Annotated in this window: 13 protein-coding genes; 4 read left to right on the top strand and 9 right to left on the bottom strand. The window is 70.8% G+C overall.

All coding sequences use genetic code 11. The features are described 5' to 3' along the window. Positions 1–33 precede the first annotated feature (33 nt). Both ACFVYL_RS05555 and ACFVYL_RS05550 read right to left on the bottom strand, forming a co-directional pair. Entirely contained in the window at positions 34–1,158 is a 1,125-nt protein-coding gene (locus ACFVYL_RS05555; protein WP_389713059.1) for a sugar phosphate nucleotidyltransferase, read from the bottom strand. Between the two features lie 280 nt (positions 1,159–1,438). Further along, positions 1,439–6,385, bottom strand: a complete 4,947-nt coding sequence (locus ACFVYL_RS05550; RefSeq protein ID WP_389713057.1) for an NAD-glutamate dehydrogenase — start codon at positions 6,383–6,385, stop codon at positions 1,439–1,441. Positions 6,386–6,855: 470 nt separating this feature from the next. On the opposite strand from ACFVYL_RS05550, the gene ACFVYL_RS05545 reads away from it, so the two are divergent. Further along, the gene (locus ACFVYL_RS05545) at positions 6,856–7,422 is read left to right on the top strand and encodes a DJ-1/PfpI family protein (protein WP_389713055.1); all 567 of its coding nucleotides are present in this window, start codon (positions 6,856–6,858) and stop codon (positions 7,420–7,422) included. Positions 7,423–7,874: 452 nt separating this feature from the next. Here ACFVYL_RS05545 and ACFVYL_RS05540 read toward each other — a convergent pair whose 3' ends face one another. The 3 genes from ACFVYL_RS05540 to ACFVYL_RS05530 form a co-directional block, all read right to left on the bottom strand. Then, positions 7,875–10,187, bottom strand: a complete 2,313-nt coding sequence (locus ACFVYL_RS05540; RefSeq protein WP_389713053.1) for an ATP-binding protein — start codon at positions 10,185–10,187, stop codon at positions 7,875–7,877. Positions 10,188–10,350: 163 nt separating this feature from the next. Continuing rightward, positions 10,351–11,046, bottom strand: coding sequence for an HAD family hydrolase (locus tag ACFVYL_RS05535; protein WP_389713051.1), 696 nt, complete (start codon positions 11,044–11,046; stop codon positions 10,351–10,353). Between the two features lie 90 nt (positions 11,047–11,136). Continuing rightward, complete coding sequence (locus ACFVYL_RS05530; protein ID WP_389713049.1) at positions 11,137–11,640, bottom strand: DUF6912 family protein; 504 nt, start codon at positions 11,638–11,640, stop codon at positions 11,137–11,139. A gap of 343 nt (positions 11,641–11,983) precedes the next feature. Between ACFVYL_RS05530 and ACFVYL_RS05525 the strand changes: the two genes are divergently transcribed. Next, positions 11,984–12,439: an Rv3235 family protein gene (locus ACFVYL_RS05525; RefSeq protein WP_389713047.1), complete on the top strand. Its 456-nt coding sequence runs from the start codon at positions 11,984–11,986 to the stop codon at positions 12,437–12,439. A gap of 158 nt (positions 12,440–12,597) precedes the next feature. On the opposite strand, the gene secA is transcribed toward ACFVYL_RS05525, so the two are convergent. Then, on the bottom strand, positions 12,598–15,429 hold the full coding sequence (secA, locus tag ACFVYL_RS05520) for a preprotein translocase subunit SecA (RefSeq protein WP_389713045.1): 2,832 nt from the start codon (positions 15,427–15,429) through the stop codon (positions 12,598–12,600). A gap of 224 nt (positions 15,430–15,653) precedes the next feature. On the opposite strand from secA, the gene ACFVYL_RS05515 reads away from it, so the two are divergent. Both ACFVYL_RS05515 and ACFVYL_RS05510 read left to right on the top strand, forming a co-directional pair. After that, on the top strand, positions 15,654–16,226 hold the full coding sequence (locus ACFVYL_RS05515) for a GNAT family N-acetyltransferase (protein WP_389713043.1): 573 nt from the start codon (positions 15,654–15,656) through the stop codon (positions 16,224–16,226). Between the two features lie 74 nt (positions 16,227–16,300). After that, the gene (locus tag ACFVYL_RS05510) at positions 16,301–17,464 is read left to right on the top strand and encodes a winged helix-turn-helix domain-containing protein (protein WP_389713041.1); all 1,164 of its coding nucleotides are present in this window, start codon (positions 16,301–16,303) and stop codon (positions 17,462–17,464) included. A 67-nt stretch (positions 17,465–17,531) separates the two neighbouring features. Here the strand turns inward: ACFVYL_RS05510 and ACFVYL_RS05505 are convergent, their stop codons facing one another. The 3 genes from ACFVYL_RS05505 to ACFVYL_RS05495 form a co-directional block, all read right to left on the bottom strand. After that, entirely contained in the window at positions 17,532–18,275 is a 744-nt protein-coding gene (locus tag ACFVYL_RS05505; protein WP_389713039.1) for a response regulator, read from the bottom strand. Positions 18,276–18,470: 195 nt separating this feature from the next. After that, a complete protein-coding gene (hpf, locus tag ACFVYL_RS05500) occupies positions 18,471–19,163 on the bottom strand; it encodes a ribosome hibernation-promoting factor, HPF/YfiA family (RefSeq protein ID WP_389713037.1) in 693 nt (230 codons plus the stop codon). 314 nt (positions 19,164–19,477) lie between these two features. Further along, complete coding sequence (locus ACFVYL_RS05495; protein WP_389713492.1) at positions 19,478–20,332, bottom strand: ComF family protein; 855 nt, start codon at positions 20,330–20,332, stop codon at positions 19,478–19,480. Between the last annotated feature and the right edge of the window lie 47 nt (positions 20,333–20,379).

Raw genomic sequence — 20,379 nt, 5'->3', positions numbered from 1 at the left:
TGTCTTGGTTCTCCGACATGTCCTGGGGGAGGTTCACAGGCATTGCTCAGGCCCTTCGATGGTCGGGGATCCGTTGGGTACGTCCGGTGAGAAGCGGAGCGCCGCGTCGGGCAGGACCGCCGCGCACCACACCCTCGCCCCGGTCCGCAGTTCGTTGTCGGCCCCCACGCGCGCGCCGTCCCCCACGACCGCGCCTTCCAGGACGGTGCGGCGCCCGATGCGGGCCCCCGCGCCGACCAGACTCCGGCGGACGTCGGCGCCGGCCCCCACGTCCGCCCCGTCGAGCACGACAGAACCGTGCACGACCGCGCCCGCCCCGATGCGGGCGCCCGCGCCCACCACGGTCCCGGCGGCGAGCCGGGCGTCCGCCGCGACCTCGGCGCCCGGCAGGACCAGCGACTCGCCCCGCTCCCCCGGCAGCGCGGGCGAGGCGATGACCCCGCGTACGAGGTCGGCCGAGGCCTGGACGAGCGCCTCGGGGCGGCCGAGGTCCAGCCAGTAGGCGCTCTCGACCTGCCCGTGCAGGTACGCACCCCGGGCGAGCAGGGCGGGGAAGGTCTCCCGCTCCACCGACACGGCACGCCCCGGCGGGATCGCGTCGATCACGGATCTGCGGAAGACGTACGCCCCCGCGTTGATCTGATCCGTGACGATCCCCTCGGGCGTCGTCGGCTTCTCGGTGAACGCGAGGACTCGGCCGTGGTCGTCGGTCGGTACGAGACCGAAGGCGCGGGGGTCGTCGACGCGGGTGAGGTGGAGCGTGACGTCGGCGCCGCGCCGTACGTGCGTGGTGACCAGGCCCCGGATGCCGACGCCGCTGAGGATGTCGCCGTTGAGGACGAGGACGGGCTCGTCGCCGCCGCTCCGCAGGCGCGCCGCCGCGTTGCGGATGGCGCCGCCGGTGCCCAGGGGCTCGTCCTCGACCGCGTACTCCAGTTCCAGGCCGTACGCCGATCCGTCGCCGAAGTGCGGTTCGAAGACCTCGGCGAGGTAGCACGTGGCCATCACGACGTGGTCGACACCGGCGGCCGCGAGGCGCGCGAGCTGGTGCGCGAGGAAGGGGACCCCGGCCGCGGGGACCATCGGCTTCGGCGTGTGGACCGTGACCGGCCGCAGCCGGGTGCCCTGCCCGCCGACCAGCAGAATGGCTTCCGTCATCGCCTTGTCGCGACCTTCCTTGCGCTTCGGATCTCGTACCGCCATCAGACAATCTCACCCACCTTAGACCAAATGTCTGAATTGATGAGATATGGCGAGTCATGGCGAATGTCATCACCCCTTCCGCACCACAGAGGCAACCAATCCCCCGGCCAGGCACTCCGGGGTACGCAGAGGGGGCGCCCCGGCCCGAAAGGCCCGGAGCGCCCCCTCTACACGTACCGCCGGGGAACGACGAACGCGCGGAACTGCGAACGCGCGGAAGTACGAGTGCGCAGAACTACGAGTGCGTGCGCAGCAACGTCCGCATCGTCCGCATCGCCACCGACAGATTCGCCAGGTCGAACGCGTCCGAGCTCTGGATCTCCTCCAGCGTCGTCCGCGCCCGGCTCAGGATCGGCGCGTTCTTCTCCTCCCACGCCTTGAAGCGCTGCTCCGGCGTGGACTCGCCGTTGCCTGCCGCGAGGATGTCCGCCGTCAGCGCGGCGTGCGCCGCGTACAGGTCCTCGCGGATGGAGGCGCGCGCCATGGACTGCCAGCGGTCGGCCCGCGGCAGTTCGATGATGCGGTCCATGAGCTGGGTGATGCGCAGGCGGTCGGCGAGGTCGTAGTAGACCTCGGCGACGGCCATCGGCTCCTTGCCCGTCCGGTCGGCGACGGCGACGATGTCGAGCGCCGGGAAGGCGGACGAGAAGCCGGCCACGCGCTGGGCGAGGTCGTCCGGGACGCCCGCGCCGGTCAGCTCGTCCCGGATGCCCTGGTACCACTCCAGGTCGGAGCCGCGCAGGAGCTGCGGCAGCTCGGCCCAGACCTCGGCGACGCCCTTGCTGAAGAAGCCGATGGTCTCGGCCAGCTGGAGCGGCTGCGGCCGGTTGTTGAGCAGCCAGCGCGCACCGCGCTCGACGAGGCGGCGCGAGTGGAGCCGGATGCGGGTCTGGACGTCGGCGGCGACGACGTTGTCGAGCGCCTCGACCGCGTCCCACACCTGGCTCAGGCCGAAGATCTCCCGGGCGGCGAGCTGCGCCCGCACGATCTCCTCCAGCGAGGCACCCGTCTCCTCCCGCAGCCGGTGCAGGAACGTCGAACCACCGGTGTTCACCGTGTCGTTGACGAGGACGGTCGTGATGATCTCGCGGCGCAGCGCGTGCCCGTCGACCTGCTCGGGGAACTTCTCGCGCAGCGCCTTCGGGAAGTACGCGTGCAGCAGCCGCTGCAGGTACGCGTCGTCCGGCAGCGTCGTCTGGATCAGCTCGTCCGCGGCCGTGATCTTCGTGTACGCGAGGAGCACGGCGAGCTCGGGCTGGGAGAGGCCCCGGCCGGAGTTGAGCAGCTCGCGGATCTGCCGGTCGTTCGGCAGGAACTCCAGGCCCCGGTCGAGGTGGCCCTGCTTGCCGAGCCTGCGCATGAAGCGCTGGTGGGCGTGGAGCAGGGACGGCGACTGGAAGACGGCGTTGGCCAGGGCGGTGTTCTGCGCGTAGTTGTTGCGCAGGACCAGGTGGCCGACCTCGTCGGTCATCTGGGCGAGCAGCTTGTTGCGCTGCTTGACCGTCATGTCGCCGTCCGTGACGACCGCGTTGAGCAGGATCTTGATGTTCACCTCGTGGTCGGAGGTGTCCACGCCCGCGCTGTTGTCGATGGCGTCGGTGTTGATCCGGCCGCCGGAGCGCGCGAACTCGATGCGCCCCAGCTGCGTGAGCCCGAGGTTGCCGCCCTCGCCGACGACCTTGACGCGCAGGTCCTGGCCGTCCACGCGGATCGCGTCGTTGGCCTTGTCGCCGACGTCCGCGTTGGACTCGGCCGACGACTTCACGTACGTACCGATGCCGCCGTTCCACAGCAGGTCGACCGGCGACTGCAGGATGGCCTTCATCAGGTCGGCCGGGGTCATCTTGGCGACCTTGCCCTCGATGCCGAGGGCCTCGCGGATGTGGGCGTTGAGCTGGATCGCCTTGGCGCTGCGCGGGAAGATGCCGCCGCCCGCGGAGAGCAGCTCCTTGTCGTAGTCGGCCCAGGAGGAGCGGGGCAGCTCGAAGAGGCGGCGGCGCTCGGCGTACGAGGTCGCGGCGTCCGGCTTCGGGTCGATGAAGATGTGCCGGTGGTCGAAGGCGGCCACCAGGCGGATGTGCTCGGAGAGCAGCATTCCGTTGCCGAACACGTCACCGGACATGTCGCCCACGCCGACGACCGTGAAGTCCTCGGACTGGGTGTCGCAGCCCAGCTCCCGGAAGTGCCGCTTGACGGACTCCCAGGCGCCGCGGGCGGTGATGCCCATGCCCTTGTGGTCGTAGCCGGCGGAGCCGCCGGAGGCGAAGGCGTCGCCGAGCCAGAAGTTGTAGGACTCGGCGACCTGGTTGGCGATGTCGGAGAACGTCGCGGTGCCCTTGTCGGCCGCGACCACCAGATAGGTGTCGTCCTCGTCGTGGCGCACCACGTCGGCCGGGGGCACGACCTCGCCGGCGACCAGGTTGTCGGTGATGTCGAGCAGCGCCGAGATGAACGTCTTGTAGCAGGCGACGCCCTCCGCCAGCCATGCGTCGCGGTCGACGGACGGGTCGGGCAGCTGCTTGGCGACGAAGCCGCCCTTGGCGCCGACGGGCACGATGACGGTGTTCTTCACCATCTGCGCCTTCACGAGCCCCAGGATCTCCGTCCGGAAGTCTTCCTTCCGGTCGGACCAGCGCAGACCGCCGCGCGCGACCTTGCCGAAGCGCAGGTGGACGCCCTCGACGCGGGGCGAGTACACCCAGATCTCGTACGCCGGACGCGGCGCGGGCAGGTCGGGGATGGCCTGCGGGTCGAACTTCATGGAGACGTAGTTGTGCGGCTTCCCGCCCTCGCTCTCCTGGAAGAAGTTGGTCCGCAGCGTCGCCTTGATGACGGTGAGGAAGGACCGCAGGATCCTGTCCTCGTCCAGGGAGGCCACCTGGTCGAGGGCGCCGTCCAGCTCCTCCAGGAGCCCGTCGGTCAGCTCGGTGCCCGCGCGCTGGCGGTCCGGCGACATCCGCGCCTCGAAGAGCGAGACGAGCAGCCGGGTGGTGTGGACGTTGTTACGGAGGGTGTCCTCCATGTAGTCCTGGCTGAACGTCGAACCGGCCTGCCGCAGGTACTTCGCGTAGGCCCGCAGGACCATCGCCTGGCGCCAGTTGAGCCCGGCCCGCAGCACAAGGGAGTTGAACCCGTCGACCTCGGCGGCACCGGTCCAGGCGGCGGCGAAGGCCTCCTGGAAGCGCTCGCGGCCGTCGTCGCCGAGGTAGTCGCCGTTGCCGTTGGGGGACTTGGGCATGCGGAGCCCGAAGTCGTAGATCCACGCGTGCGTACGGTCCGCGCAGCGCAGCTCGTACGGACGCTCGTCGGTGACCTCGACACCGAGCCGCTGCAGCACGGGCAGCACGGCGGAGAGGGAGACCTGCCCACCGGACCGGTAGATCTTGAAACGCCGCTCCCCGGGCACCGCGCCCACGGGCTCGTACAGGGAGAGCGCGAAGTCCTTCTCGCCGTGGCCGAGCTGCTCCAGGTGCTGGAGGTCGGCGACGGCGGCGCGCGGGGTGTGGTCGGCCTTGTACCCCTCGGGGAAGGCGTGCCCGTACCGGCGGATCAGCTCGGCGGCGCGCTCCTCGCCGCACTCGGCGGTCAGCGCCTCCGCGAAGCCGTCGGCCCAGGAGCGGGCGGCGTCGACGAGCCGCCCCTCGATGCGCTCGATGTCGGCGTCGGAGAGGTCGGGGACCTCGGCACCCTTGGGAACGCGCACCACGAAGTGGATGCGGGACAGGATCGACTCGGTGTTCCAGGCGGTGAAGTCGACGCTGGCGCCGTTCAGCTCCTCCTTGAGGATGTCGATGATCCGCAGCCGGACGCCGGTGGTGTAGCGGTCGCGCGGCAGGTAGACGAGGGCGGAGTAGTAGCGCCCGTACTCGTCCTTGCGCAGGTAGAGCCGGAGGCGGCGCCGCTCCTGCAGATACAGCACGCTCGTAACGATCGACCGGAGCTCGTCGGCGGGCGTCTGGAAGAGCTCGTCGCGCGGGTACGTCTCCAGGATCTGCAGCAGGTCGCGCCCGTCGTGGCTGTTGGCGGAGAAGCCCGCGCCCTTCAGCACCTCAGCGACCTTGCGGCGGATGACGGGCACGCGGCGCACCGACTCGGTGTACGCGGCGGACGAGAAGAGCCCGAGGAAGCGCCGCTCCCCGACGACGTTGCCCTGGGCGTCGAACTTCTTCACGCCGACGTAGTCGAGGTAGGACGGCCGGTGCACGGTGGCCCGGCTGTTCGCCTTGGTCAGCACCAGAAGCCGGTGCTCACGGGCCTTGGCGCGCGCGTCGGCGGGCAGCCGGTTGAAGGACGGGCTGACCGGGTGGTGGTCGTCGCCGTCGTGCTGCGGGTCGGCGCGGAGGATGCCGAGACCGGTGCCGGGGACGGCGGCCAGCGAGTCGTCGTCCGTGAGGGTGTACTCACGGAAGCCCAGGAAGGTGAAGTGGTTGTCGGCGAGCCAGCGCAGCAGCTCACGGGCCTCCTCCACCTCCTGGTCGGGCAGGTCACCGGCGGTGGGTTCGGCGGGCAGCTCGTCGGCGATGCGCAGCGCGGCGTCGCGCATCTTCTCCCAGTCCTCGACGGTCTCCCGTACGTCACTGAGGATCCGCAGCAGGTCGGCGGTGATCTGCTTCAGATCCGCGCGGTCGGTCTCGCGGTCCATCTCGACGTGGATCCACGACTCGACGAGCGCGTCGTGCGGCAGCTCGGCACCGGCCTCCCGGCTCAGCACCTCCAGGAGCTTTCCGGTCAGGTCACGGCGCACCACGACCTGCGGGTGGATCACGACGTGGATGCCGCGCCCCTGCCGGGACAGCTCATTGGTGACGGAGTCGACGAGGAAGGGCATGTCGTCGGTGACCACCTCGACGACGGAGTGGCTGCAGGTCCAGCCGTTCTCCTCGACGGTCGGGGTGTGCACCCGTACGTTGGCCGTCCCCTGCGGGCGGTTCTCGGCCAGCCGGTAGTGGGAGAAGGCCGCGCCGAAGACGTCGACCGGATCGCGGTCGGCCAGGTCCTCGGGGGCGGTGTGCAGGTAGTAGCGCTGGAGGAACGCGAGAGCCATGTCCTGGTCTGGCGTGGCCTCGCTCGTCGTCCCAGTCGGTGCACCGCTCGGTAGGCGTCCCCCGGCCGGGCTGTTCTCAGCTACCCGGGCGGCCCGCGCGAGCAGCTCGGCCTTGGCTTCGTCCAGCTTGGTCTGCATTGTCCTCTGACTCCTGTCGCGCGCCGTTGCGTGACGTAGAAGGAAGTGATGTGCCGTAACGCCGCGGCACGGGGTCTCCGGCCGGATTCGACGTTATGCCGCGGTGGTGTGCGAGCGGACAGCTTTCCGCCATTTTCAGCGGTTCCACTGACTGATGGCTCGCTCGGCCCGACCGGCCGCACCGCGAAGAAGCGTCAGCGAGGTCCCGGGCACGGTTGTCCACCGTGTTCCCCGGGCGCAGGGCGGGGGCGTCCATGCCCCCGCGGGATATCGCGCTGATCACGGGTCCAGGCTATCGCTCCGCACCGGGCAGCCGTCATGAGCCGTATGTGTACAAAAGCAGGGGTCGAACTTTGACAGTCTGCACAGTGCCCTCGGCCGCCATCCCCTCTTGGCAAAGAGCCACCGTACGGGCACGTTGGCCGTGAGGGTCCGCGCAGGCGGCGCCCCGCCCCGAGGGGAGCAACGAAATGGCAGCCAAGATCCTGATCGTCACCGGCGACGCGGCGGAGTCACTCGAAGTCCTCTACCCCTACCAGCGACTGCGCGAGGAGGGCTACGACGTCCACATGGCCGCCCCCGCCCGCAAAAAACTGCGCTTCGTGATCCACGACTTCGAGCCGGGCTTCGACACGTACACGGAGAAGCCGGGCTACACCTGGCCCGCGGACCTCGCCTTCTCGGAGGTGGATCCCGGCCAGTACGCCGCCCTGGTGATCCCGGGCGGCCGGGCCCCGGAGTACCTGCGCAACGACCCCGAGCTCCGCAAGATCCTCAAGTCCTTCTTCGACGCGGACAAGCCGGTCGCCCAGATCTGCCACGGCCCCCTGCTCACCGCCGCCATCGGCGGCCTCAGCGGCCGCAGGGTCACGGCGTACCCGGCGCTCGAACTGGACATGCAGACGGCCGGCGCGACGTTCCAGGACGCGGAGGTGGTCGTGGACGGCACGCTGGTCTCGGCCCGGGCATGGCCGGACCACTCGGGCTGGATGCGCGAATTCCTGACGGTCCTGCGCGCGAAGGCCCCGGTGACCTAGGTACACGGGTGACCTAGGTACACGCCCCCGCCCCACCCCCCCCACATCGGTATGCCGATCCTGCCCCGTACCGATGCAGGGAGCCCCCACACCGGGCAGTCTCTACAGTGTGCCGCCCCTCACGAGGCGACAGAACGGGCCGGGCCTGCCCTCGTCGGCGAGGGCAGGCCCCACGAAGAATTGAACTGGCGGACCCCCCACCGACCGGCAGCCGCGAGCGCCACCGGAGGGGGTGTGGGGGTATGTGCGCACGGAGCACCGAGCACACTGTGCCGCCTTTGTCCGCACGACGTGACGCAGGGATGGCGAGTACGCACATACCCCCACACCCCCGCCCCAAGACGAGGCGCGCCCCGGACGAGACCGCAACGCCCCCCACACCCCCGCCCCGAGACGAGGCGCGCCCCGGACGAGACCGCAGCGCGCCCCACCGAACCAACCCACGCCCCCGCTCAAGGCGCCCCACCGACCCGCGCAGCCCCGGCGATCTCCGTCCGCGACCCCACCCCCAGCTTCGCCAGAATGTGCTCGACGTGCGCGTCAGCGGTCCGCTTCGAGATGACAAGCCGCTCCGCGATCTCCCGGTTGGACAGCCCCTGGGCGACCAGCACCGCCACCTCCCGCTCGCGCCGCGTCAGCACATCACCCCCGCCCCGCACGGTCCCGCCCCGCGCGGCCGCGGCCCCGCCCCCCACCCCCCGCCCCGGCGTATCCGCGTCGGCCCGCACCGCGTCGAGCACCTGCCGCCCGGACAACCGCGCCCCCACCGCATGCCACCGCTCGAACTGCCTGCTCCCCAGCCCCTCCCGCACCGCCCCCCGCGCCGCCTCCTGCTGCTCGAAGAGCGAGGGAAGCATGCCGATCGGGTCCCCGGCGAGCCGCCGCGCGTTCTCCGCGTACCCGAAGAGCCAGGCGGCCCGCACCTGCCGCCCCTCGCGCGCCGCGGCCCACGCGAGCCCGTGACAGCACATCGCGGCGACCAGGATCTCGTCGACGTCGCTAGCCGCCTCAAGGCCCCGGCACAGCGACGTGACACCCGCCTTCCGGTCCCCGGCGAGCCAGCGCACCAGCCCCTGCGTGGTCAGCGTGGCCCCGTAGATCTGTCGCTCACCCGTGCCCTCAAGGAGGCCGAGGCCCTGCGCGCACAGTTCCAGGGCCCCGTCCAGGTCCCCGAGTACCGCACGGAGCAACGCGCCCTCGGAACTCATGACCACGACGCCCAGCAGGTTGTCGCCCTCGAGCATCCGCCGCCCCACATCGGCGAGCCGCGCAAGCCCCGCGGCGTCACCGCACAGCGCGGCGAGCCCGTGACCGTACGCCTCGGCGAACAGCGCGACCTCCTCGTCGCCCGCCCGCACCGCGGATTCCCGCGCCAGCGCCATCCGCTCGACGGCCGTCGCGAGGTCCGCGGTCCACACCCCGATGGCACCGGTGGCGAGCAGCCCCCACGCCCGCGCCGAGCAATCCTCGGGGACGCGCTCCAGACCCTTCTCGATCCAGTACCCGCCTTCAGACAGGGTCCCGGAGGCCCGCCAGTGCGGCCACAGCCTGGCCGCGAGGCGGAGCCCTTCCCGGGCCCGGCCTTCGGTCTCGTAGGCGTACCGCAGGGCGGCCCGGAGTCCGGACATCTCCGCGCGGACGGCACGGTGCAGCTCCGGCTGCGCGGCGCCCAGGAACCCCTCCTCGAAGCGGCGCCCCAGGTCCCGGTAGTACGCGAAGTGCCGCGCCCGCAGCGCCGCGCCGCCGTCGGTCTCCACGGCGCCGAGCCGCTCGGCGCCGTACTCGCGGAGGGTGTCGAGCAGCCGGTAGCGGCTGCCCGACTCGCCGAGCCGCTGGACCACGGACTTGTCGACGAGCCCGATCAGCTGCCCGAGCACGTCCGCGACGGGCAACTCCTCGTCCCCGCAGACCTGTTCGGCCGCCGCCAGCTCGAAGGACCCGGCGAAGACCGACAGGCGCGCCCAGAGCAACTGCTCGGCGGGGGTGCACAGTTCGTGCGACCAGTCGATGGCCGTACGCAACGTCTGGTGCCGTGAGAGCGCGGTGCGCCGCCCCCCGGTGAGCACCTGGAACCGGTCGTCGAGCCGCGCCACCAACTCCTGCACGGACACCGCCCGCAGCCGCACCGCGGCGAGCTCCAGCGCGAGCGGGATGCAGTCGAGGCGGCGGACGAGCGCCGCGAGCTGCCGCCGGTTCCCCTCGGCCACGGCGAACCCGGGCACGACGGCGGCCGCCCGCTGCGCGAACAGCTCCACGGCGTCGTCCGGCGCGAGCGGCGCGACGGAACAGCAGTGCTCGCCCGGCACGTCCAGCGGCTGCCGGCTGGTCGCGAGCACGCAGACGTCGGCGGCCTCGCGCAGCAGGATGTCGGAGAGCATCGCGCAGGCGTCGACCAGATGCTCGCAGGTGTCGAGGACGATGAGCAGCCGCCGCCCCTGCAGGTGCGCCACGACCGCGTCGAGCGGCGCCATCCCCGACTGCTCCGGCAGTTCGAGGACGGCCGCGAGCGTGGCGGGGATCAATTCCGGGTCGCGCAGTGCGGACAGTTCGGCGAGCCACACGCCGTCCGGGAACCGGTCCCCGAGCCCGGCGGCCGCCCGCAAGGCGGTACGGCTCTTGCCCACCCCGCCGGGGCCGACCAGCGTGACGAGCCTGGCGTACTCGAACGCCGCCCGGACCCGCGCCAGTTCGTCCGCCCGCCCGACGAACGAGGTCAGTTCGGCGGGCAGTTGCCCGCCCCGCCGCTGCCCGAAGCCGAAACCCATCGCGCTACCGCCCCCGTCACGTCGTCCGGCACGTCGTCCCGCAAGGCTCGCCGCGCCGAGGATCCCACCTCAGCGTACGCAGAACGAAGCGGAGCGTGAACGGAATCCCACAACCCCCTCGCCTCGGCCCCCGCCGGACCCGACCGGCCCCTCAGGCGACCCCTCAGGCGGCCCGGGAGACGAGCCGCTCCGCCACGTCGACGGCGTCCGCCAGGCTGTCGACGACGGGCACTCCGGCGGCCTCCAGGCTCGTCCGGCTGTGCGAGCCCCCGGTGTAGAGCACGGCCCGCGCCCCCACGTGCGCGGCGGCGACGGCGTCGTCCACGGCGTCACCGATCACGACGACCCGCGCGACATCCAGCTCACCGGACTCGTCGAACTCGTCGAGGGCGGCCAGGTGGCGCACCATCCGCTCGGCCTTGCCCGCGTGCGACTCGTCGGTCCGCCCGTCGATCCGTACGAAGTGTTCGTGGATGCCGTGTCTGCGCACGATCGGCACGAGGTGTTCGTGCGGGGCGAGCGACAGCAGCGACTGCGTATGCCCGTCCGCCCGGCGCGCGGCAAGGAGCTCAGAGGCGCCTTCGGCGAGCGCGCAGGCGTCCGCCCGCGTCCAGTAGTGCTTGTGGAAGACGGCGTTCATGATCTGCCACTCGGCGTCGGTGGGCAGGCGCCCCATCAGCCGCTCGTAGAACCGGGGCACCGGCACGCAGTACAGGTCGCGATACCGCTCCAGCGTGATCGGTTCGAACCCGAGCTCCGCGAACGAGGCGTTCGTCGCGTCGATCACCGCATCGATGTCGTGCAGCAGCGTCCCGTTCCAGTCCCACACGATATGCGCCCCGCGCAGCAGCTTCCCCATACGAAAACGCTACCCTCCCCCACCGACAGGCACCGCCGCGCGGCCCCACCGCATGGCCTCGGGGCCTTCCCGGGCAGCCCGGGAACCTCCTCAGAGCAGCCCGGGAATCTCCTGGGTCGCGAACCAGAGCAGCTCGTGGTCCTCGGCCCCGTCCACCACGAACCGCGCGTCGCCGTCGCCCTGGTCCGCCGCTCCCAGCGCCGCGGCCGCGGCCGCCACGTCCTGCTCCGCGTCCTCCGCGTCCACGTGCACGGCCGCCGCCTTGCCCAGCGGCAGGCCCTCGGAGATCCGCACCTCGCCGAGCGCCCCCTCGTCGAGCCCGCGGCCGGGGTCGGCCACGGCTGCCCCGTCGGGCACATCGGCCGCGAGCACGACCCGCCGCCGCGCCGCCGCGGGGTCCCCCGCGATCAGCCGGAGCGATGCCTGCGCGGCCCGGTTCAGCGCCGCGTACTCGAGCTCCTCGATGTCGTCGGAGACGTACCACTCGCGCAGCGCGGGCGTCACGGCGTAGGCGACCAGCGGGCCGGGCCCCACTTCCCCCGCCTTGTACGCCTCGGCGAGCCGGGGCAGGGTCAGAGGAACGTAGACGCGCATGGCTGACCGCTTTCGTTCGTGTCCGCGACAGCGGACCTTCGTGGTCGTGGAAGACCTTCAGGATACGTGCGGGAGTCCCCCATCGAGCTCCCCCCACCGGCCCGGGTGGCGTCAGCGCACGTCCCGCTCTTCACCCGGCACCGGCCCGGAACCGCACGGCCGCCGCAGGCCCGCGTCGCCCGGATAGGTGAACCCCGCCGCCGTCCGCGCCCGGCCCCCCGGACCCTTGCACCCGCGGCCCGTGCCCCCGTACAAGATCCCTCGACAGGAAGTTACTCCCCGGTACCGGTCCCGGCCGGACCGACTCCCCCGACTCCAGACGGAGGCCCCCGTGCGCAAGGTGATGACAAGGCCCCGCCCCCGCCCGACCGTGTCCCGCCCGCCCGCCGGCCGCCCACCGGCCCGGCGGGACTCCCGCCGCCCCTCGGCGCCCGGCCCCTCGGACCGCCGCCCCGGCACGATCCCCGCCCAGCCGCCCCCGCACCCCACAGAGGTCTTCGCGGAACGCCTCGTCCTGGTCCTCAGCGGCCAGCGCCCGATGCACTGGTTCGCCCGGTATGTCGCCAACACGGCCTTCGACGACCTGGCCCGCCTGGCGGAGCTCAGGCCCCTCTCCGCGGACGGCCACCGCCCCACGGTCCACCGGATCGGCCACTACCAGCCGCACCCCGAGACGTACGAGGTCTTCGCCCGCGTGGCGACGGGCCCGCGGCTGCGCGCGCTGGCGTTCCGCCTCACCCTGGGCCCGGACCGCAAGTGGCGCTGCACGGCGGTGGAAACGGAACCGAGCCACCCCTGAAAGATCACCTCACCCCACACCCACACGCACACGCACACCCGCACGCACACCCGCACCCGCACCCGCACCCGCACCGGGCAAGCCAAAGGGGCCGGACAAAAGCCCGGCCCCTAGACCTCACATCTCACGCCGCACTCGGCGCGGAGACGGCGACAGCGCTACTTCTTGCGCCGCCGGCCGCCCTTCTGCGCCTTGCGCCGCTCCGCGCGGGTCATGCCGTCCGACTCGGACCGGACCCCCGCGCCGTCCGTGGTGAAGTCGCCCTCGTCGACGCCGCCCTCGGCGTTCGGCGCCTGGAAGTGCAGGCGGTCGGGGCGCTGCGGGGCCTCCAGGCCCTTGGCGTGGATCTCCGGCCGGGAGGCGCCCGCGGGCACCGCTTCCTGCGCGCCGTCCTTGGCCGGCGAAGGCGCCGCGTCCGTGACGGGAACCTCCTCGACCTGCTGCTCGACCTGGACCTCCAGGTTGAACAGATAGCCGACGGACTCTTCCTTGATGCCGTCCATCATGGCGTTGAACATGTCGAAGCCCTCGCGCTGGTACTCGACCAGCGGGTCCTTCTGCGCCATGGCACGGAGGCCGATGCCCTCCTGGAGGTAGTCCATCTCGTAGAGGTGCTCGCGCCACTTGCGGTCGAGGACCGAGAGGACGACGCGCCGCTCCAGCTCCCGCATGATGTCGGAGCCGAGCTGCGCCTCACGCGCCTCGTACTGCTCGTGGATGTCGTCCTTGATGGAGTCGGAGATGAACTCGGCCGTGAGGCCCGCGCGGTCGCCCGCGTCCTCCTCCAGCTCCTCGACGGTGACCTTGACGGGGTAGAGCTGCTTGAAGGCGCCCCACAGCCGGTCCAGGTCCCACTCCTCGGCGAAGCCCTCGGCGGTCTCGGCGGCGATGTACGCGTCGATGGTGTCGTCCATGAAGTGCGTGATCTGCTCCTGCAGATCCTCGCCCGCCAGGACGCGGCGACGCTCTCCGTAGATGACCTCGCGCTGGCGGTTGAGGACTTCGTCGTACTTGAGGACGTTCTTCCGGGTCTCGAAGTTCTGCTGCTCGACCTGCGACTGCGCGGAGGCGATGGCGCGGGTGACCATCTTGTTCTCGATCGGGACGTCGTCCGGCACGTTGGCCATCGACATCACGCGCTCGACCATCTGGGCCTTGAAGAGGCGCATCAGGTCGTCACCGAGCGACAGGTAGAACCGGGACTCGCCGGGGTCGCCCTGACGTCCGGAACGGCCGCGCAGCTGGTTGTCGATACGGCGCGACTCGTGCCGCTCCGTGCCGAGGACGTAGAGCCCGCCGAGCTCCTTGACCTCTTCGAACTCGGCCTTGACGGACCGCTCGGCCTTCTCCATGGCGGCGGGCAGCGCCGCGGCCCACTCCTCGGCGTGCTCGACGGGGTCGAGACCGCGCTGGCGCAGCTCGGCCTCGGCGAGGTCGTCCGGATTGCCGCCGAGCTTGATGTCGGTGCCTCGTCCGGCCATGTTCGTGGCGACGGTGACAGCGCCCTTGCGGCCGGCCTGGGCGACGATGGTCGCCTCACGGTCGTGCTGCTTGGCGTTCAGCACCTCGTGCTGGATGCCTCGCTTGGAGAGCTGCTGGGAGAGGTACTCCGACTTCTCGACGGAGGTGGTGCCGACCAGGATCGGCTGCCCCTTCTCGTGCTTCTCCGCGATGTCGTCGACGACGGCGGCGAACTTCGCGACCTCGGTGCGGTAGATCAGGTCGGACTGGTCGGCGCGGACCATCGGCCGGTTCGTCGGGATCGGCACGACGCCCAGCTTGTAGATCTGGTGGAACTCGGCGGCCTCGGTCATGGCCGTACCGGTCATGCCGGAGAGGCCGCTCTCGTAACCCTCGCGCTTGTAGAGGCGGAAGAAGTTCTGGAGGGTGATGGTCGCAAGGGTCTGGTTCTCGTCCTTGATGTCCACCCCTTCCTTCGCCTCGATCGCCTGGTGCATGCCCTCGTTGTAACGGCGGCCGGCGAGGATACGGCCGGTGTGCTCGTCGACGATCATGACTTCGCCGTCGATGACGACGTAGTCCTTGTCCTTCTTGAAGAGTTCCTTGGCCTTGATGGCGTTGTTGAGGTAACCCACCAGAGGCGTGTTCACCGACTCGTACAGATTGTCGATGCCGAGCCAGTCCTCGACCTTGGCGACGCCGGGCTCGTGGATGGCGACGGTGCGCTTCTTCTCGTCGACCTCGTAGTCCCCGGTCTCCTCGATGCCCTTCAGCTGATTGCCGGGCTCACCCTTGGTGAGGCGGGTGACCAGCTTGGCGAAGTCGCCGTACCACTTGGTGGCCTGGTCGGCGGGGCCGGAGATGATCAGCGGCGTACGGGCCTCGTCGACGAGGATCGAGTCGACCTCGTCGACGATCGCGAAGTTGTGGCCGCGCTGCACGAGCTCGTCCTGCGACCACGCCATGTTGTCGCGGAGGTAGTCGAAGCCGAATTCGTTGTTCGTGCCGTACGTGATGTCGCAGTTGTACTGCTCGCGGCGCTGGGCCGGCGTCATGTTGGCCAGGATGCAGCCGACTTCCAGGCCAAGGAACTTGTGGACGCGACCCATCATTTCGGAGTCGCGCTCGGCCAGGTAGTCGTTGACCGTGATGAGGTGGACGCCCTTGCCGGAGAGGGCGTTCAGATACGCGGGAAGCGTGCCGACGAGGGTCTTGCCCTCACCGGTCTTCATCTCGGCGACATAACCCATGTGCAGCGCGGCGCCGCCCATCATCTGGACGTCGTAGTGACGCTGGCCCAGGACGCGCTTGGCGGCCTCGCGGACGGTCGCGAAGGCCTCGGGCATGAGGTCGTCGAGCGTCTCGCCGTCGGCGTAACGCTCCTTGTACTCCTCGGTCAGCGCGCGCAGCTCGGCGTCGGAGAGGCTGACGAAGTCCTCTTCGATGGAGTTGACCTGGTCCGCGATGCGGTGCAGCTTGCGCAGGATCTTGCCTTCGCCTGCACGCATGATCTTCGAGAGGACGGACACGGGGGTTGGTCTCCTTGCCGGTCGGGCCTGGCATGGTCGGTTTTACTCGTCGGGCAACGGCCATCGTATGCGAGGACCGGCCTGCGCCGGGAGGGCTGCCATGAGGTCAACGGGCGAGGAGCGCCGAAGGTGCCGGGTTACGCCCATGAGTGCCCTGTGCACGGTGATCACCAAAGCCCGTAAAGCGCTGGCCCCGGAGGGTTCCGCCCCACCAGAATCGTCCGATGGAGCCCGTCACCCTCACCACCGAACGTCTGTTCCTGCGCGCCTTCACGCCCGAGGACGTCGACGAGACCTACGCGGCCTGCCAGGACAAGGACATCCAGCGCTGGACGACCGTTCCGTCGCCGTACGCGCGCGTGGACGCCGAGACGTTCATCCACCGCGTCGTCCCGGACGGCTGGCGCGACGACCGGGAGTACACGTTCGCCGTACGCCCCCGGGAGGGCGGCCCGCTGCTCGCCGCCGCCAGCCTGCACCACCCGCGCTCGGGCACCTGGGAGGTCGGCTACTGGACGGCCAAGGAGCACCGGGGCCGCGGCTATACGACGGAGACCGTGCTCGGCCTCGCGCGCTGGGCCTTCACCGAGCTGCGCTGCACGCGTCTGGAGTGGCGCGCGGAGGTCGGCAACACCGGCTCGCGGGCGGTCGTGGAGAGGGCCGGGTTCACCGTGGAGGGCGTGCACCGCGCGGGCCTGCTCAACAGGGGCACGCTCCGTGACTGCTGGGTCGGCTCGCTGCTGCCCTCGGACATGGGAGTGCCCTCGCCGCATCCGTACCTGCCCGCGAGGGCCTGACACCCCTGCCGAGGAGGCTGTCAGTGCCTACTCTGCCGAGGGGGCTGTCAGTGCCTGCGCCTATCGTTTCGACCATGACGAGCCTGCCGAGTCCCGCCACCGAACTCTCCGCCGACGAGGCCCGGCGCATCGCCCTGCGCGCCCAGGGTTTCCTGGGGGCCCCGGACCGCAGGTCCGGTGTGCGGGGCGTCCTGCGCCACCTCGGTGCGGTCCAGCTCGACACCATCTCGGTGCTGGCCCGCTCGCACGAACTCATTCCGTACGCGCGCCTGGGCGCCGTGGGCCGCGACACCGTCGAGGCGGCGTACTGGACGCAGACGCACGCCTTCGAATACTGGTCGCACGCCGCGTGCATCCTCCCCATCGAGGAGTGGCCGCACTTCGCCTTCCGCCGCCGCGCCTACCGCACCCGCCCGCACTGGCACCACGACCTCCCCGCCGGTGCGTACGAACAGGTCATCAAGCAGCTGCGCACCGAAGGCCCGCTCACCGCCACGGAGTTGGGCGGCGCGAAGAACAAGGGCGAGTGGTGGGACTGGTCCGAATCGAAGATCGCGGTCGAGCGGGCGCTGATGTACGGCGAGGTGGTGTGCACGGAGCGCCGCTCCTGGAAGCGGGTGTACGACCTGGCGGAGCGCGCCGTCCCGGAGACGCTGCTCCACGACGACCTGACCGACGCGGAGTGCCTGCGCCGCCTGGTCCGCCTGGCCGGTGAGGCACTGGGCGTCGGCACGCGCGCGGACATCGCCGACTACCACCGCCTCAAGGGCGAGCAGTTCGACGCGGTGGTCGCCGATTCCGGCCTGGTGCCGGTGACGGTCCAGGGCTGGTCCAAGCCGGCCTGGGCGGACCCCAGGGCTCTGGAGACGACGCCCCGCGGCCGGCACCGCACGACGCTCCTGTCCCCCTTCGACTCGCTGATCTGGGAGCGGGCGCGCACGGAGCGGATCTTCGGGTTCACGCACCGCCTTGAGGCGTATGTGCCCAAGCCGAAGCGGATCCACGGCTATTTCGCGATGCCGCTGCTCGCGGGCGGCAGGATCCTGGGCCGGGTCGACCCCGCGCGCGAGGGCAGCACGCTGGTGGCCAGGCAGGTCTCGCTGGACGGTCCGAAGGCGGTCGCGCCGATGGCCCAGGCGCTGCGCGAGGCGGCGTCCTGGGTCGGCTGCGACGCGGTGCGGGTGGAGCGGATGGACCGCCCGGAGCTGAGGGCGGCACTGACCGCCGCGATCGGCTAGCAGTCGGTTCGGGCCGCCGCCGATTCAGCCCGTCGGCCGGTGCAACCGGTCAGCCGGTTCAACCGGTTCAGCGGATCTCGAGGATCTTCTCTCGCATCGCATAGACGACGGCCTCCATCCTGGAGTGCAGCTGCAGCTTCTCCAGGATGTTGCGCACGTGGTTCTTCACGGTGTTCTCGGAGATGAACAGTTGCTTGGCGATGTCGCGGTTGTTCATCCCGGTGGCGACCAGCTTGAGGACTTCCAGCTCACGTTCCGTGAGCCGCGGCGCGGGCACCAGTCTGCGCTCGTCGGTGCGCTGGATCATCGACTTGAACTCGGTGAGCAGCTTGGACGCCATCGAGGGGCTGATCTGCGACTGCCCGTCGGCCACCGCGCGGATCGCCGTGGCCACCTCGTCCGTGGAGATCTCCTTGAGGAGATAGCCGGTGGCGCCCGCCTTGATCGCGTCGTAGAGGTCGGCCTCCTCGTCGCTGATCGTCAGCATGATGATCTTGGCGCTGGGCGCCACCTCCTTGATGGAGGTGCACGCCTCGATGCCGCCGCGCTTGGGCATCCGTACGTCCATGAGCACGATGTCGGGCAGCAGATCGGCGGCCTTGTCCACCGCCTCGGCGCCGTCGCCCGCCTCTCCGACGACCTGGATGTCCTCCTCGGCGGCGAGGACGATCTCCAGGCCACGACGGAAGAGGGCGTGGTCATCCACCACAAGGACCCTGATGGGCTCCTTGCGTGGGGCGCCCGCGTCCGTGCCGATGCCGATGCCGTCCTCGGCACCCTCGTGACGCATCGGTCCGAAGCTGTCCGCCATCGTTCCTCCCCCATGAAGGCCGCGGCCTGTTTGTGCCTCTGCTGCGCCAACCCCAGGCGACAGCACACCGGTTGACCGGCCCGCCCATGCTTTCATGCCCGGCGCCGGTGCGGTGCGCGCACTGGGCGCACGGTGGTGCCCCTGGGGGCGCACAGGCGCTCCAGGGGCACGACCTCGGCTGTCACGGGGCGGTGGTCAGCCGCCGAGGGCTCCGCCGCCACCGGCGGTCTCGGCCTTGGCGACCATGGGGTCGGTGTTGAGCCGGATGACGCCGTAGTCGTAGGCGTGCCGGCGGTAGACGACGCTCGGTTCCTTGGACTCGGAGTCGACGAACAGGTAGAAGTCGTGTCCGACCAGCTCCATCTCGTAGAGCGCCTGGTCGAGTGACATGGGGGCCGCGACGTGCGTCTTCTCCCGGACCACGAGCGGGCCTTCGCCCTGGATCTCCAGGGAGCCGATCTTCTTGACCGGCACGCCGTCCGGCTCTTCGTCGTGTGCGATGGAGCCGTCTCCGTTGAGGGTCGCGGCATCCGGGACGCGCTCGGCGACTTCGGCGGCGGAGAGCCTGCCGTTGCCCCGGCGGTTGTGACGCTTCTCGTGCTGCTTGCGCAGGCGTGCGTCGAGCTTGGCGGTTGCCAGGTCCAGCGCCGCGTAGGGATCGGCTGCCGAGGCCTCCGCGCGAATCACGGGCCCACGTCCGCGGACGGTGATCTCCACGCGGTCGGAACGGTCGGCCTGACGCGGGTTGGTTTCCTTGGACACCTCGACGTCGAGGCTGATCACCTTGCCGTCGAGCTTCTGGATCTTGTCCAGCTTCAGCTTCTCGGCCACGTGCTTGCGGAACCGCTCGGGCACCTCGGTCTTGCGGCCCTTGACGACGATGTCCACGCAGAACTCCGTTCCCGGATCGCTCCGCTTCGGCGGCGGAGCATCTCCCTTTTGCACCAGACCCCGGTGACTCCCGGGGCCTCGGACTCGGTGACTTCCACCTCCTCCTCCCCCGTGGGCAAGATCTCCACCCCACCGGCCGGGGTGATTGCGAAAAACCCGCAGGCCGGCATTCCGATATGCGAGGGACGGCGTCCGCCATTCCTCACAACCGAACATATCTCGCCTGGAGGGAAGTCGTCACCCTCTACTGCCGCGTACCTCCATTCAGGTGTATTGCCCCTCTCATCACCTGCAACGATGCAAGTTCTCAGTCAGTTCCGGTTTATGACGAAGGAATCCGGTGACGCAGCGACAACGGCTGCACCGATCGCGTACCCACCGCCCGATACCGGGCTTCGCACGATCCCCGTTCCCCGTTCTGGTCCGTTCTCAGCACGTGTCTCCGCTCGCGTTCTCTCTTCCGTGCCCGAGGCACGCAATGCCCGGACGGCCTCGGCCAAAGAGGCACCGGTGGTCATGAGGTCATCCACGACCACGACCCGGCCTTCCCCGAGCAACCGCCCGCTCCCGGCGGCCGCCACCAGCGCGCCCGTCAGATTGGCCTGCCGCTGCCGGGAGCCGAGCCCCGACTGGTCTGCCACCGCGCGCCGTTGACGGAGCACCGCGAGCACCCGCGCCGGGATCCCCGCCCGCCGCAGCTCGGCCGCCGCGACGACCGCGATCCGCCGGACCGGGTCGTGCCCGCGCGCCCGTACAGCGGCCCGCGCCGAGGGCACAGGAACGAGTGACAACGGCATCACGCGCCCCTGTGGTCCATCCTGTGTGCCGCTTACCCACGATCGAGGTGAGCTATCACCCACGGCCTGGGTTTCGGCCCGCAGACCGGCACACACGGCTTCGGCCAACGCCGACCCCAGCGGCCGCACGAGCCCCAGGGCACCCCGCTCCTTGTGCGCGAGCAGCACGGCCCGTACGGCGTCCTCGTACGGAGCGACGGCGTGCACGACCGGCAGCCCGGCCGGCTCCGGCACCGGTCGCACCCGGCGCGGCACGGCCCCGCACAGGGCGCCGAGGCAGTCGTCGCAGAGGGCCGTCCGAGGCTCCCCGCAGCCCGCGCACTCGGCCGGCAGCACCAGGTCGGTGAGGTCCTGCCACCACCCCCGCATGCCCACCACTGTGCCAAGGCCCGGACGGCGCGGCCACCCCTGTGGAT

It is taken from the genome of Streptomyces sp. NPDC058308 (genome assembly GCF_042880275.1).
Classification (GTDB): Bacteria; Actinomycetota; Actinomycetes; order Streptomycetales; family Streptomycetaceae; genus Streptomyces.
This window is presented reverse-complemented; position numbering and strand designations above follow the sequence as displayed.

Excerpts from the sequence above, each read along its gene's own strand:
- ACFVYL_RS05525 (WP_389713047.1), top strand. The coding sequence starts at position 11,984 with ATGACAAGGCCCCGCCCCCGCCCGACCGTGTCCCGCCCGCCCGCCGGC.
- ACFVYL_RS05505 (WP_389713039.1), bottom strand. The coding sequence starts at position 18,275 with ATGGCGGACAGCTTCGGACCGATGCGTCACGAGGGTGCCGAGGACGGC.
- ACFVYL_RS05555 (WP_389713059.1), bottom strand. The coding sequence starts at position 1,158 with ATGACGGAAGCCATTCTGCTGGTCGGCGGGCAGGGCACCCGGCTGCGG.
- ACFVYL_RS05550 (WP_389713057.1), bottom strand. The coding sequence starts at position 6,385 with ATGCAGACCAAGCTGGACGAAGCCAAGGCCGAGCTGCTCGCGCGGGCC.
- ACFVYL_RS05535 (WP_389713051.1), bottom strand. The coding sequence starts at position 11,046 with ATGGGGAAGCTGCTGCGCGGGGCGCATATCGTGTGGGACTGGAACGGG.
- ACFVYL_RS05540 (WP_389713053.1), bottom strand. The coding sequence starts at position 10,187 with ATGGGTTTCGGCTTCGGGCAGCGGCGGGGCGGGCAACTGCCCGCCGAA.
- ACFVYL_RS05515 (WP_389713043.1), top strand. The coding sequence starts at position 15,654 with ATGGAGCCCGTCACCCTCACCACCGAACGTCTGTTCCTGCGCGCCTTC.
- ACFVYL_RS05495 (WP_389713492.1), bottom strand. The coding sequence starts at position 20,332 with ATGCGGGGGTGGTGGCAGGACCTCACCGACCTGGTGCTGCCGGCCGAG.
- ACFVYL_RS05510 (WP_389713041.1), top strand. The coding sequence starts at position 16,301 with ATGACGAGCCTGCCGAGTCCCGCCACCGAACTCTCCGCCGACGAGGCC.
- ACFVYL_RS05530 (WP_389713049.1), bottom strand. The coding sequence starts at position 11,640 with ATGCGCGTCTACGTTCCTCTGACCCTGCCCCGGCTCGCCGAGGCGTAC.
- ACFVYL_RS05545 (WP_389713055.1), top strand. The coding sequence starts at position 6,856 with ATGGCAGCCAAGATCCTGATCGTCACCGGCGACGCGGCGGAGTCACTC.